A 15,171-nucleotide genomic window follows, 5' to 3' on the forward strand; every position below is an offset into this window, starting at 1 on the left:
CTCGACTAAATCTGGGATATAAGGAAAATGTCGATTCATTTATATATTCTTTCTTTTTACTGCGTGGAAGAGGTGGTGACGTCTTAGTGAAAACAGTAAGTCAGCTTTATAAATCAGAGGAAGCCTTTGTTAATTTTATCATTGAACATGAGCTTCCAGACTATCAAAACGTGTTAGTGAACATCTTTAGCGGGAAAATCAGCCAGAATGAGATCTTAATGATGGGAAAACTCATTACAACACATATTCCTGGGGCCGTTATAATAGGGAGTACTACAGATGGCGAGATCGCTTCAGGGGCACACACCACTGAGGGTATTCTTATCTCCTTTACCGTCTTTGAAAAAACTGAAATAAAATCGTTTAGTGTTAAAAATATAAATAAGTTTAATGCAAGCTTTCTCGGTGAAGAAATCGGTTCATCATACACCTCGAGCGATTCAAAAGCGATTATCTTATATTCATCACTTAACGCTAGTGAAACGGGTCAATTTTTAGAAGGAATAAAAAAGACTGCCCCTCAGGTAAAGATTGCAGGGGGACGAGCTTGCGATAATGGCGATTATGTGCAATCGTTTGTCTTTGACGGGAATGAAGTGATTGCAGATGGGATTACAGGAGTTGTCCTGGATTCTAATAAACTGACCGCATATGTCGGACATCATTCAAGCTGGAAAGAGGTCGGCCGTTCTTTTTTAATAACCAAGGCAATCGGAGCAAATGTGTACGCTCTTGAGCATAAAAAGCCGCTCCAAATATTGCGGCAATATTTAGGGGAACGATTTGTGGAGCGCTTGCCGCTATCGGGTTCAGAATTTCCTTTTTTGCTAAAAAATCAAGATGATAAATACCCGATTTTTATACACAAAAAAGGAGACAATGGTTCTATTCAATTAAGTCAAGATGTCTCCGAGGGTGATGAGCTGACATTCGCATACGCAGATACAGAGGAAATTATTGAACAAACGGGAAAAGATCTAAGAAAGTTAACGAAAAAATCAATTGAGACGATTTTTCTGTTTCCATGTATGTCAAGAAGACGTTTCCTGCCTGATTACACCTCTTATGAATTAGAAGTGTTTGAAACCATAGCACCCTCCGTCGGATTTTTTTGTAATGGTGAAATTGTAGATACGGATGAAAAGATTCGAATCGATGGGAATGTCCTTACATACATAGCATTGAGTGAGACAAAGCAAGACAAAAAAGAGGGAGCGCCTTTACCTAAATTCAAAAGATCCAATCAGATGAACACGATGAGTACGTTTACTCATTTGATGGAAGCTTCTACTCGGGATCTTCAGCAAATGCATGATAATATCCGAGTTTCCGAGCAATATTACCGTTCTTTGTTTGATCATAATTCCGATATTGTGTATTCGACCGATTTACAGGGGAGATTTACGAGTGTCAACCGGGCTTTAGAAAAAGTATTTGGATACGAACAATCGGAGCTAGTCGGCAAGAATGCAATAAAATTTATTCAGGCTAAAGAAACTGCAAAAGTAAGAATGCATTTTTATCGGACGATGAGGGGAAAAGAACAATTTTACACTCTCGAAGTTGTCTCAAAGACTGGACAATATTACACGCTAAATATGAAAAATATCCCCATAATTGTAAACGGGGAGATGGTTGGGATTTATGGAATCGGACGTGACATAACCGAGCAAATTCGAACAAATGAAAAAGTGACCCATTTAGCCCATTATGACCTTGAAACAGGCCTGGCAAATCGAACTTTATTTACAGAGAAAGTGGAAATGCAAATAAAAGCAGCGGTAAAGAAAAAGCGGTCCTTAGCCGTTATGTTTATTGATATGGACAGCTTCTCACTGATTAATGACAGTCTTGGCCATAATGCGGGTGACTATATTTTAAAAGAGCTTGCCTACCGGATTCAAAACTCTCTGCCAAAAGGGTCTTTTTTAGGACGGTTTGGCGGTGATAAGTTTACAGTCCTTGCAACAAAGAGCGGGAAAAACCAAGATTTTTACGAAATTGCCTATAATATTTTTGACAAAATTAAGCAGCCTGTGTTGTATGATCAGCAGGAGTATTTTGTGACTTCAAGTGTCGGCGTCAGTATTTTCCCGACAGATGGGACAGATACTCTAACCTTGTTCCGAAATGCAGATACAGCGATGAACCGTGCCAAATTAATGGGCGGTAACAGAATTGTCCTGTTCTCGAACGAATTAAATGAAAATGTAAAAAAGCGGCTTGAGATGGAGAGAGATTTGCGGAAAGCATTAGAGCGGAATGAATTTCACCTAGTCTTTCAGCCGATTGTAGATATAGAGACAAAAAAATTCACCGGAAGTGAAGCTTTATTAAGGTGGAATCACCCTCAATATGGGGAAGTACCTCCTGCCGTATTCATACCGATTGCTGAAGAAATAGGAATTATTAAGGAAATCGGGAAATGGGTTTTACATGAAGCATGCAGGCAAAATGCGAGATGGCATCGGTTAGGATTTCGTGATTTAACCATCTCTGTCAACGTCTCCGCTCATCAATTATTAGATCCGATTTTTGTAATAGATGTTGCCAATACGATTGATGAGACGGGTTTGCCGCCGGAATATTTATATCTGGAACTGACCGAAAGTGTCATGATAGGCAATTTACAATATTGTTTAAGAGTGATGAAGGATCTTCAGCAGCTTGGAGTAAATCTCTCTATCGACGATTTTGGGACAGGCTATTCATCTTTAAGCTATTTAAAAACTTTACCAGTAAACCGGCTTAAGATTGATAAAACTTTTATAGACCAACTTTCCAGGAACACACCGGACCTTGCAGTGGTTCAGGCAGTTATTATGATGGGAAAAGGGTTAAATATGAAAGTGGTGGCAGAAGGGGTTGAAACAAAAGAACAGGTTACGGTTCTTGAGGAACTCAGCTGTCATTTTGTTCAAGGCTTTTACTTTAGCAAGCCTTTAAAAGAGGATGCTTTTGAGAAGGAACTACTTGTCGGACTAACTTCCAAAATATAAAATCATGCAAAAAGCTGAGCACAGCCGATATGGCTGCTCAGCTTTTTTTGTGCATCACAATGTCCGTCAGGAATCATGCCAGCTTTTCAATTACGACTCTTTTCCCCGTACTAAGGGTAAATTCAAATCGGTCATTGATCCTTTTGAAATATTCAAAATGATGCTGAACTGCACATATGACTTCTCCATTATCGAAAATCATCATATTTACACCATTTTGATTTTTCTTTTCTTTAAGAAATGATAAATGATTGTGACAGTATATACAGTCATAAATGGAAAACTCCATCGAGTTTAGGGTCATAACAAATTGTAAAAAGGCATCTTCATGCAGATCCTCCAATAATCGTTCAAGGGAATACACCAGATTTTTACGGATCCGAATTTTTGTTGCATTTTGCAGGTCAAAATCTTCGTTGGACAGTCTCACTTTATCGGTTTCAATCAGCTTACCTTTACGCCATCTATGGTTAGAAAAAACCTCAACTTCCTGGAATAAAAAGTCTTCAAGTAATGAGGCTTCCTCGCTTTCATCATCAAAGAATACCCATTGATCATTAATGTATTCAAGTGTTCCCTCAGAAAAGGATCTGGATTGATGCTCAAAAATTTTATAACGGCTTACATCCATATGTCCTGCAACCTCCATGTTGTGTAAAAATCTAAAGAGTAGGTTAATGAAATGTTAGGAACTTTTTGCCACTAAATAAACAACTTGATACTATCGTTTTTGACGAATAGAGTCTCTTTTAAACCAATTGAAATTTCGGACAATGAACAATCGCCCATGATGAGCATACAATAACAGCATGCATTTCCTGCCTCATTAATACTAGTGTAGAAAGGATGAAATAAATGTGCGGTATTACAGGCTGGATTGATTTCAAAAGGGACTTATCTTCTCAAACTGAGATTGCCGAAAAAACGGCGGAGACTCTGTCAAAACGAGGTCCAGATGATACAAACTATTTTGTCAGACCCCATGTATTATTTGGTCATAAACGATTAGTGGTTGTCGATCCAGAAGGCGGTAAGCAGCCGATGACGATCCTTCATCAAGGTAATGCTTATACCATCTGCTATAATGGAGAACTTTATAATACAGAAGACCTCCGAAAAGAGTTACTCATAAAAGGATATTCGTTTAAAGGACATTCTGACACAGAAGTTCTGCTAACTGCTTATATTGAATGGAAAGAAAAATGTGTAGATTTCTTAAATGGGATATTTGCCTTTGCTGTTTGGGATGAAACGGAGAAAAAAGTATTTATTGCACGGGACCGATTAGGGGTAAAGCCATTATTTTATACGGAATTAGGCAGTGGGATTGTGTTTGGTTCCGAAATTAAAGCCTTATTAGCTCATCCTTCCATTCAGCCAATTGTCACGAAGGAGGGCTTATCTGAAATTTTTGGTCTTGGCCCTTCGAGAACTCCAGGTCACGGTGTTTTTCGGGATATTAAGGAATTAAGACCAGCGCACGCCCTCACTCTCTCAACAAAAGGATTAAGGATTTGGAGATATTGGAATGTGAAGAGTGAACGACATACAGCTTCGTTAGCTGAAACTGCTGAACAAATCCAATACTTATTTAAAGACGCTGTGACGAGACAGCTTGTATCGGATGTACCCTTATGTACGTTCTTATCAGGTGGTGTAGATTCAAGTGCCATTACAGCCGTTGCCGCTAATCATTATCGAGAGCAGGGAATGCAGCTTCATACGTTTTCGATCGATTACGAGGGCAATGACCAATTTTTTAAAGCAAACGATTTTCAGCCTAATGCTGATGGGCCATGGATTGAAAAAATGTCTAAAGAATTTAATACGGTTCATCATAGATGCGTGATTTCACAAGAAGAGCTCGTCGATTATTTAGTTGAAGCCGTTCATGTCCGTGACTTGCCAGGCATGGCTGACATCGATTCTTCATTACTCTGGTTCTGTAAACAGATTAAAAAGGAATTTGTCGTAAGTTTATCGGGAGAATGTGCTGATGAGATCTTTGGAGGCTATCCATGGTTTTACCGGTCTGATGACTTAAATCGAAGGGGCTTCCCTTGGATGAGATCAACAGAAGCACGGCAAGCATTGCTGAAAGAAGAGTGGCGCTCCAAACTAAACCTAGAAGACTATGTGATGCAAAGATATCAGGAAACGGTCGATGAAACTCCAGTTTTAGATGGTGAAACAGGGGAGGATAAAAGAAGGCGAGAGTTATTTTATCTGAACATGCTTTGGTTTATGACCAATCTCCTCGACCGTAAAGACCGGATGAGTATGGGATGCGGTTTGGAGGTAAGGGTTCCATATGCCGATCACCGGCTTGTTCAGTATGTTTGGAATATTCCTTGGGAGATGAAAATGGCGGGGAATCGGGAGAAGGGCATTTTACGTAAAGCTCTAGAAGGTCTGCTGCCTAATGAAGTATTGTATCGTAAAAAGAGCCCATATCCAAAAACACATCACCCGGCTTATACGAAGGCTGTAACGAAATGGCTAGATTCGATTTTAGAAGATTCAAAGTCTCCTTTATATGAGTTTTTTGATGCAGCTCAATTAAAAGAACTTGTTCAATTTGAAGGCAAATCTTTTTCGACTCCATGGTTTGGGCAATTAATGTCCGGTCCGCAGCTTCTTGCGCACCTTGGTCAAATTCATGTTTGGTTTACGGATTATGGGGTGCAGGTGAGTGATTCATAGAAAATTTTAGGGGGGCAATCCCCATCAATTGAAAAACCTTAGCATTCATGGCTAAGGTTTTTTGGTGTGCGGAATTTTTAGGGGTGGATATCGGGAGTCAGAAGGGTTTTTTGGAACGTAATGCTTGTATATTGGAACTTGAGGCTTGAATATCGGAACTCAAGGTATGATTATCAGGGCTTAGAGCCGGTTTATCAGAGCTTAGAGCCGGTTTTTCGGAACTTTGAACCAATTTTTCAGAACTTAGTACGATTTTTCCGAACTCAAAAGCAGGATAACCGAACTCAAAAGCAGGATAACCGAACTCAAGAGCAGGATAACCGAACTCAAGAGTAGGATAACCGAACTCAAGAGCAGGATAACCGAACTCAAGAGCAGGATAACCGAACTCAAGAGCAGGATAACCGAACTCAAGAGTAGGATAACCGAACTCAAGAGCAGGATAACCGAACTCAAGAGCAGGATAACCGAACTCTAGAGCAGGATAACCGAACTCAAGAATGGGATAACCGAACTCAAGAATGGGATAACCGAACTCAAGAGTGGGATAACCGAACTCAAGAGTGGGATAACCGAACTCAAGAGCAGGATAACCGAACTCAAGAGCAGGATAACCGAACTCAAGAGCAGGATAACCGAACTCAGAAGTGGGATAACCGAACTCAGGAGCAGATAACCGAACTCAAAACCTAAATCACCCAAATCAAAAGCAAGTACTAACAGTCTACTAAGCACTCACCTTCACAAATGCCTTATCCACCCAAATTCTTGATCTCCATCTGAAGAGCATGAGAATACCGCGGAGCCATTCATCCGCACAAAAGGCAATCCAGATTCCAACTAGTCCTAACCCAAATGTAATTCCCAATAAATAAGCCAGAGTCACACTAACCCCCCACATGGAAAGAATGCCGATATATACGGGAAATTTAACATCTCCAGCAGCACGCAAGGAATTAATGACGACGAGGTTAATCGACCGTCCAGGTTCAAGAATAATAGTAATTAAGATTAAAACCGAGCCGAGCGATATGATCGAAGGATTATCCGTAAAGATCGAGAAAAGCGGTTTAGAGAAACAGGAAAAAACAATTGCCGCTCCTAATGAAATAACGATTGCAATATTGAGACTTTTTAAGCATCTGTCATATGCTTCGCTAATTTTTCCTGCCCCAATCATATGACCGATCATAATTTGCGTTCCTTGACTAATGGCCATGGCAAAAAGAAAAATAAACATCATGATGTTTTGAGCATACACACGAGTCGTTAAATCTTCTGTTCCAAGCGAAGCTATGAAAATGGTAATCACCATTTGAGAACCATTGTACGATAAATGTTCCCCGGCAGAAGGAATTCCGATTTTCAGCAAATCCTTAAAGTGCTGGAGCGGACGGACGATATTTCGGATTGGCAGTGCATTAGGTGCTCGTTTTACTAAAACAATCAGGATTACAATGAAGCCAATCAGACGGCTGACCGTTGTAGAAATCGCGACACCTTCTACTCCTAAAATAGGAATCCCAAACGGGCCGAAAATAAAAACATAATTGCCGATGACATTTAAAATATTCATGCCAATCGTGATATACATCGCGTCTTTGGTATAGCCATAACTCCGCAGAATGCTGCTTGCAGTCATAATCAAGGCTTGAACAAAGGCGAATCCTCCGACTATTTTTAAATAGGAGCTTGCTTCAGCCATTAACTCTTCCGGGATATCCATCATTTTTAGAATAGGGGTTGTGAACACTAGCAGGACTATGCTAAGGATTATTCCAAATATAAGGTTAGCAAATAAGGAAACGATTGAGACACTTCCTGCGTCTGCCTCTTTTTCTGCTCCTAAATATTGAGCCACCAATATTACAGTCCCCGTTGCTACAAATCCGAACATCACAATAATCAGATAAAGGATTTGATTCGCTACACCTACTGCAGCCACCGAATTGTCTGAGTATTGACTAAGCATGAGGGTATCAGCATTACCCATCAGCATGTGTAAAAAGATTTCGATAAAAATGGGCCAAGTTAAAGCGAACAAGGACATATTTTTCAACTGATTTTTGCCCGTCTCCATACGCTGTAATCTCCTTTATTCGAACAAATACAAAAGAGAAGCCGACTCAAGGATTTAAAAAACCGAACTCTCCCATTTTATGAAATATGAGGAGGTTTTATGGTTTTAACTTGAGTCGGCACTCATCTTTATTTACGATTTAGCGATGAGTCTAACAGTAATTTTTATTGCACACTAATGATAATAAATTGTTTTGCAGGAATGTCAATCGAAATCGAACGGCTTTCTTTTTGTAAGGATTTCGCTTCGAGTAAGTCCGTCCACTCAGCTGCATGACTCAGTTCACTCTTTAAAGTTATAGTTACCTTTTGGTCATTCGGGTTGACCATCACAAAAATTTCTTTATCTTCATTGAATTTTCGATAGCCAATCAAACCAGACTCGTATTCCCATTTCATACTGCCATTATTGGCCAGCAGCGGCTCCTTTTTCCTTAGAGAGATAAGTGATTGAATATGCTGAAAGAGCTCCTGATTTTGCTCATTTGGGTCCCATGGCATACACTTACGGCAGCCAGGATCCATTCCGCCTGTAAGTCCAATTTCGTCTCCATAATAAATACACGGAGTTCCCGGGTAGGTTAAAAGCAAGGTAAAGATTTGCCTTACGTAAGCAAGATCTTCCTTACACTCTGTTAAAATTCTTGGAGTATCATGGCTGCCAATTAGGTTAAATAGACCTTTGTTAATGGTTTCTGGGTAAAGGAAATATACAGTTGTCATATTCTCCATAAACTTTTGCGGTGAAATCGTCTTCCTGGCAAATAGGTCTAACACATTGGTCTGGAATGGATAGTTCATCACAGAATCAAATTGGTCACCCCGAAGCCATCCAATCGAGTCATGCCAAATTTCCCCTAATATATAAAGGTCAGGCTTGATATCTTTTACTGCTGATCTAAATTCCCGCCAAAATTGGTGATCTACTTCATTGGCAACGTCTAACCTCCAGCCATCAATATCAAATTCTTTTACCCAGTAACGCCCGACATCTAATAAATACTTTTTAACCTCTGGGTTTTGTGTATTAAATTTGGGCATAAACGGTGTAAAAGCAAATGTGTCGTAATTAGGTCTGGGCTCTTGAACAATCGGGAATTCGTGTATATGAAACCAATCCTTATAAGCCGAAGCTTCACCTTTTTTAAGAACATCCTGGAAAGGAGGGAAGTAATAGCCGCTATGGTTAAAGACAGCATCTAACATTACGCGAATTCCTCGTTTATGACATTCTTCAACAAGCTTTTTAAAGGTTTCTTTTGTCCCAAATTGCGGATCAATTTCAAAGTAATCGACTGTATCATATTTATGGTTAGAGGTTGCCTTGAAGATTGGTGTAAAATACAACCCATTTATGCCCAATTCATCAAAATAATCAAGATGCTGTATCACGCCCTCAAGATCTCCGCCAAAAAAGTTTTTCGGCGACGGATCCTCACTGCCCCATTCAAGTGTTCCCTCTGGGTTAAGAACTGGATTGCCATTCGCAAACCTTTCTGGAAAAATCTGATACCATACCGTATCCTGCACCCATTCTGGAACATCGGTTGCATCACTTTTATGAACAAACGGAAAACAGAAATAATAACCATTATCCTTTAACGGTTCCGCATAGAAACCTTTTTCACAATAAAAAATCGATTCAGATTGATTGATTAATAGAAATCCATAACGGAGCCGATGAAAGGAAGGCTGAACCGTGATTGTCCAATAATCAAACAATGAATCAGTACCAGCAAGAACCATGGGAGTTTTTCCACTATTCCATTCCCATTGCCCATCAGATATTTCAGTCCAATCATAAGGGTCTCCAGAAATCAGCTGTACCTCAGTTAAATCATTCTTTTTTGTCCTTAAAACGATTCTTAACTCGCCATTTGCGCAAACGTATGCATAATTATCGGTTGGCCGATGATAAACGGATTCAATCTGCATATTCATAACAGTCCCCTTTCAGCAATCATTATTAACAGATTATGAGAATGTCGTAATAAAATCAAGTATAATCGTAAAGATAACGTTTTCAAAAAAATAAAAAATGGGGTTGTCAAAGTACTATTTCAATGTATAATGAAAGTAGATTGTGCAATCGCTTTCACAGAATTAATGGGGGAAACTGCCATTTCTTTTTTTTGAAGAAATTGTGCAAACGGTTGTACAATCCAATAGTCTTATAGAATCCTATAATTTTTGGAGGGGTCAAAATGAAAAAAGCGTTATCGCTTTTCATGGTGTTTATGCTCATTTTGGGCGTATTGGCTGCCTGTGGTCCGACACGTGAAGACGCGCAAAAGGAAAACACAGAAAATAATCAGCCTGAAACGAACGATGGGGAAGAAGCAACAGAAAATAACGGAATGCCGGAAAAACCTGTATCACTTAAAATTTGGGTAAATGATGAAGAAAAACAAAAAGAAGCGTTACAAACTATTTTTGACAAATACACAGCTGAAACTGGTATTGAGATTGAAGTAACACCGATTAGTATGCTTGATCAAGTTGAAGCGTTAGCTCTAGATGGTCCTGCTGGTAATGGACCGGATATTTTCTTCCAGCCACATGACCGAATCGGAAGCATTGTTGCTGCTGGACATGCGGATCCAATTGACTTGGGTGATGCATTGGATACTTATACACAATCTGCAATTGATGCTGTTACGTATGACGGACAAATATACGGTGCACCACTTGTAGTTGAAACATACGGAATTTTTTATAACAAAGATTTAGTTGAAAAAGCTCCAGAAACGCTTGAAGAGTTAAATGCAATAGCAGCTGAGCATACCGATGCAAACGCTGGGACATATGGCTTTTTAGCTGAAGCTGCAAACTTCTATTTCTCATATCCATTCTTTGCTACTTATGGTGGCTATGTGTTCAATAAAACAGATGGTGCTTATGACGTAGAAGACATTGGTTTAAATAATGAAGGTGCCCTTAAAGGTGGAGAACTTATTCAATCCTGGTTTCAAAATGGATATATTCCTGTTGAAGTAAACCCAGATATCATTAGCGGTTTATTCACTGAAGGTAAAGCATCTGTTGTTCTTTCAGGTCCATGGAACATTCCAGTATTCCAAGAAGCTTTAGGTGACAAACTTGGAACTGCTCCACTGCCTAAAATTGAAGGTCAAAATGCAAAATCATTTATGGGTGTAAAATCATGGATGCTTTCTACTTACTCAGAAAATAAAGAGTGGGCAACTGATTTTATGAAATTTATCACGAATGAAGAAAATTCTCTTCATTACTATGAAGTAGCGGGTGAAATGCCTGCTAATGAAGCTGCATTGAACAGTGATGCAGTAACAAGCAATGAAATGGTTGCCGCATTTGCTGAACAATCGCAATACGGCGAGCCAATGCCAAGTGCTCCAGAAATGGCACAAGTTTGGGAACCAATCAACAATGCCCTTTCATTTATTGCGAAAGGTGAACCAGTTGAAGATGTTTTAAATGAAGCCGTTCAATTAATTAAAGATAATATTGATGCCGCAAAGTAAATTGCCATGAATTCATGAGGCTGACTCAAGGCTTTGAGGGTCAGACCCCGCAAGTACACAATTTTGTGGGAGTCACTGACCCTTTGTGAGTCAGTCTCATCATATTATTCTCAGGAGGATTTGCAATGAAAATAGAAAGAAAGGAAAGTGTAGCTGGAAGTAGCTTAAGTTTCGGTGCGTGGATTAAGCAACGACATGTGATTGCTACGATACTTTCCATCCTTTTTGCAGGATTAGGACAACTGTATAACCGTCGCTACTTAAAGGGCCTCCTCTTTATTATTCTAGAGCTTTCCTTTATTTTATCTCTTGGTGGTTTTATTAATTATGGACTATGGGGTCTTAGAACTCTTGGGATTGATACGAAAATTGATCATTCGATTTTCTTAATGATATATGGATTAATTGCGCTTATTATTTTAGCTTTTGCAATCACACTATACGTACTAAATATTTTAGATGCCAGAAAAAATGCAATCGCAATTGAATCAGGTCAGAAAAATCCGACTCTTCGTCAGTCGTTAAAAAATACATGGGATTATGGATTCCCTTATCTGTTTGTAACTCCGGGTCTTGTTATGTTGACCTTTATTGTTATATTGCCGTTATTGTTTACAGTTTCATTAGCATTTACAGATTATACTTTAAATAACCAGCCGCCTAAAAATCTATTAAATTGGGTAGGCTTTGAAAACTTTGCTAAGCTCGTAACCGTTGATATTTGGAAAGATACATTTTTTAGCGTATTTGCTTGGACGATTGTTTGGACAGTAGTAGCCACAACGCTTCAAGTAGGATTGGGTCTATTTTTAGCGTTGTTAGTCAACGATCCTCGAATCAAATTTAAAAAAACTATTCGTACCGTTTTAATTTTACCGTGGGCTGTACCGGCTTTTGTTACGATATTAATTTTTTCCGCATTATTTAATGGAGAATTTGGCGCTATTAATAATAATATTTTAGAACCGCTGTTTGGTACCTCAATTCCATGGATGCAGGATCCTTTTTGGGCAAAGGTTGCTCTTATCATGATTCAGACATGGCTTGGGTTTCCATTTGTATTTGCTCTCTTTACAGGTGTTCTTCAAAGTATTTCAAAGGATTGGTATGAAGCAGCTGAAGTAGATGGTGCTTCACGCTGGCAAAAATTCCGCCAAATTACACTGCCGCATGTATTATATGCAACAGCACCGTTATTAATTATGCAGTATGCCGGTAACTTTAATAATTTTAATATCATTTTCTTATTTAACCAGGGTGGACCGCCAGTACGTGGTCAAAATGCCGGAGGAACTGATATTTTAATATCTTGGGTATATGATTTAACGTTTGAATTGAACCAGTATTATATGGCTGCGGTTATTTCTCTTATTCTCGGATTAGTTGTCTGTCTCTTTGCGTTTTACCAATTTAGACGAACCAGATCCTTTAAAGAGGAGGGCAACATCTGATGAACCAAAAAACAAAATCGAAATTAGAAGTAACATCTATATATATTTTTCTAGCGATCGTTGCAGTAGTAATTGCCTATCCTTTACTTTGGACAATTGGAATGTCTTTAAATCCTGGTACCAGTATGTATTCAGCATCGATCATCCCGGAAAAATGGTCGCTTGAGCATTATAGATGGTTATTTACCAGCGAAGATAGTAATTACTTAATCTGGTACAAGAATAGTATTTTTGTAGCGATTATTAACTCTTTTGCTTCAGTTGTGTTAACTGCATTAATTGCTTATGCTTTTTCACGCTATCAGTTTGTTGGGAGAAAATACGGATTATATGCGTTTTTGCTTCTTCAGATGTTCCCATCCCTGATGGCGATGGTTGCCTTATATATTTTAATTAACATGCTAGGGCTGCACGACAACCTTTGGGGACTTATTCTCGTCTATATTGGAGGACAAATTCCATTTAACGCATGGCTTGTGAAAGGATATTATGACACAATCCCGAGAGAGCTTGATGAAGCAGCGAGAATTGATGGAGCAGGCCATTTTGGTGTCTTTTTCCGGATTATATTACCGCTTGCAAAACCGATATTAGCGGTCGTAGCACTCTTTAATTTCATGGCGCCATTTGTTGATTTCTTGCTCCCGAGAATTATATTAAGAAGCTCTGAAAACTATACACTTGCACTGGGTCTGTTTAATTTTATCAATCAGCAATTTGCCAATAACTTTACACGCTTTGCAGCCGGATCCATTCTAATTGCAATTCCTATTGCATTAGTATTTCTGTTCTTGCAGCGTTATCTAATCTCAGGACTTACATCTGGAGGAACTAAAGGGTAAAATGAACAACAGATTGAACAATTTTAGGAGGGACAGTGCATGTATAAAAAATCAATCGCTCTGTTTCTCATGTTGCTTCTCCTTTCACCTCTAGCTAATGTACAAGTGATTGAGGCACAAGAACGAAAGTGGCAAGATGAGATCATCTATTTTTTAATGGTAGACCGCTTTAATAATGGCGATACATCTAATGATTATGAAGTAAATGTGGAAGATCCTTATGCGTATCATGGGGGAGATTTTCAGGGTATCATTGAAAGATTAGATTATTTAAAAGATATGGGATTTACAGCAATTTGGCTTACACCTATTTTTGATAACTCAGAAAAAGGGTATCACGGCTATTGGATTCAAGACTTCTATAACACAGAAGAACATTTTGGGACCATCGAAGAATTTAAACAATTAGTCGAAGAAGCACATAAAAGGGATATAAAAATCATACTGGATTTTGTGGTAAACCATGTATCCCCTGCTCATCCTTGGGTAAAAGATCCGGAAAAACAAAATTGGTTTCATGAAAAGAAGCCGATCCTTGGCGATACACCTGAGCAATTAGAAAATGGATGGCTCTATGATTTACCAGATTTGGCTCAAGAAAACCCGGAAGTAAAAGAGTATTTAGTCGATGCAGCGAAATGGTGGATCGAGGAAACTGGCGTCGATGGGTTTAGACTGGATACAGTCAAGCATGTTCCGCAAAGTTTTTGGACTGAGTTTACGGAAGAAGTGAAAAGTGTAAAAGATGATTTCTACTTAATAGGCGAGGTATGGTCCAAAGACCCGCGGTTTATCGCTTCATATCAGGAAACAGGAATTGATGGCTTTGTTGATTATCCATTATTTGATCATTTAAGAAACGCTTTTGCGAATTATGATCAGTCGCTTGAATGGTTATTTGTACAGTGGGACCGAAACAAATCACTCTATAAGGATCCCTACTTAAACGGAAACTTTATTGATAACCATGATAATCCGCGATTTACCCAAGATATTGTCCGAAATCATTTATTTCCGGGGACAAGATGGAAATTACCTTTAACTTATCTATATACGGCTCCAGGTATTCCAATCATCTACTATGGAACTGAAATTGCGATGAACGGGGGGGAGGACCCCGACAATCGCCAAATGATGAGATTCCGTTCAGACCCTGAACTAATTGACTTTATTACGGAATTAAGTGAAATCAGGCGTCAATTCCCTTCCCTTCGAAGAGGAGATATGGAACTTCTTTTTGAAGAAGACGGATTAGCCGTATTTAAAAGAACGTACGAAGACGAAACAACAGTTGTAGCTATTAACAATACATCAGAAACCAAAACAGCATCCATCGACGAATCCAAGTTAGAAGCGAACCATGAGATGCAGGGTTTATTAAATGGTGAAATTGTTCGCAGTAATGAAAACGGTCAATTCAATATTACTTTAGACCGGGAAACGTCAGAGATTTACTTACTTTCTGAAGAAACAGGTCTTAATATTCCGTTTATCACAGTCCTGGGAGTTATCTATATCGGGTTTATTGGATTTGTTTTATTCGTTTGGAGAAAAGGAAAACGTAGAAAAGCGTCGTGACTTAGGAGGAACAGCC

General features: G+C 39.0%; 10 protein-coding genes and 1 pseudogene. 8 read left to right on the forward strand and 3 right to left on the reverse strand.

Annotated elements, in window-relative coordinates; translation table 11 throughout:
• Positions 1–86: 86 nt before the first annotated feature.
• The gene (locus CRO56_RS09470) at positions 87–2,999 is read left to right on the forward strand and encodes a bifunctional diguanylate cyclase/phosphodiesterase (protein WP_097158364.1); all 2,913 of its coding nucleotides are present in this window, start codon (positions 87–89) and stop codon (positions 2,997–2,999) included.
• Between the two features lie 73 nt (positions 3,000–3,072).
• On the opposite strand, the gene CRO56_RS09475 is transcribed toward CRO56_RS09470, so the two are convergent.
• Positions 3,073–3,630 (reverse strand): DUF2777 domain-containing protein, encoded by a 558-nt coding sequence (locus CRO56_RS09475; RefSeq protein WP_097158365.1) that lies wholly within the window; start codon positions 3,628–3,630, stop codon positions 3,073–3,075.
• A 224-nt stretch (positions 3,631–3,854) separates the two neighbouring features.
• Between CRO56_RS09475 and asnB the strand changes: the two genes are divergently transcribed.
• The 3 genes and pseudogenes from asnB (at position 3,855) to CRO56_RS23610 (ending at position 6,378) form a co-directional block, all read left to right on the forward strand.
• A complete protein-coding gene (gene asnB / locus CRO56_RS09480; protein WP_097158366.1) occupies positions 3,855–5,702 on the forward strand; it encodes an asparagine synthase (glutamine-hydrolyzing) in 1,848 nt (615 codons plus the stop codon).
• A gap of 271 nt (positions 5,703–5,973) precedes the next feature.
• Positions 5,974–6,180 (forward strand): annotated as a pseudogene (locus CRO56_RS23655) (hypothetical protein); the annotation flags it as partial.
• A gap of 6 nt (positions 6,181–6,186) precedes the next feature.
• Positions 6,187–6,378, forward strand: a complete 192-nt coding sequence (locus tag CRO56_RS23610; protein ID WP_097158411.1) for a hypothetical protein — start codon at positions 6,187–6,189, stop codon at positions 6,376–6,378.
• A gap of 51 nt (positions 6,379–6,429) precedes the next feature.
• Here CRO56_RS23610 and CRO56_RS09495 read toward each other — a convergent pair whose 3' ends face one another.
• Positions 6,430–7,782 (reverse strand): MATE family efflux transporter, encoded by a 1,353-nt coding sequence (locus tag CRO56_RS09495; protein WP_097158368.1) that lies wholly within the window; start codon positions 7,780–7,782, stop codon positions 6,430–6,432.
• 164 nt (positions 7,783–7,946) lie between these two features.
• Positions 7,947–9,716 carry a glycoside hydrolase family 13 protein gene (locus CRO56_RS09500; protein WP_097158412.1) on the reverse strand — a complete coding sequence of 590 codons (1,770 nt, stop codon included), beginning with the start codon at positions 9,714–9,716 and terminating at the stop codon, positions 7,947–7,949.
• 269 nt (positions 9,717–9,985) lie between these two features.
• Between CRO56_RS09500 and CRO56_RS09505 the strand changes: the two genes are divergently transcribed.
• The 4 genes from CRO56_RS09505 to CRO56_RS09520 all read left to right on the forward strand — a co-directional run bounded on the left by CRO56_RS09505 (position 9,986) and on the right by CRO56_RS09520 (position 15,155).
• The gene (locus CRO56_RS09505) at positions 9,986–11,284 is read left to right on the forward strand and encodes a sugar ABC transporter substrate-binding protein (RefSeq protein WP_097158369.1); all 1,299 of its coding nucleotides are present in this window, start codon (positions 9,986–9,988) and stop codon (positions 11,282–11,284) included.
• Between the two features lie 125 nt (positions 11,285–11,409).
• On the forward strand, positions 11,410–12,735 hold the full coding sequence (locus CRO56_RS09510) for a carbohydrate ABC transporter permease (RefSeq protein WP_097158370.1): 1,326 nt from the start codon (positions 11,410–11,412) through the stop codon (positions 12,733–12,735).
• The gene (locus CRO56_RS09515) at positions 12,735–13,577 is read left to right on the forward strand and encodes a sugar ABC transporter permease (protein WP_097158371.1); all 843 of its coding nucleotides are present in this window, start codon (positions 12,735–12,737) and stop codon (positions 13,575–13,577) included. Before CRO56_RS09510 ends, CRO56_RS09515 begins: the two co-directional genes overlap by 1 nt.
• A gap of 39 nt (positions 13,578–13,616) precedes the next feature.
• Positions 13,617–15,155, forward strand: coding sequence for an alpha-amylase family glycosyl hydrolase (locus CRO56_RS09520; protein ID WP_097158372.1), 1,539 nt, complete (start codon positions 13,617–13,619; stop codon positions 15,153–15,155).
• The last annotated feature ends 16 nt before the right edge of the window (positions 15,156–15,171 follow it).

Origin of the sequence: Bacillus oleivorans, from assembly GCF_900207585.1 — a bacterium.
Lineage (GTDB): Bacteria > Bacillota > Bacilli > Bacillales > JC228 > Bacillus_BF > Bacillus_BF oleivorans.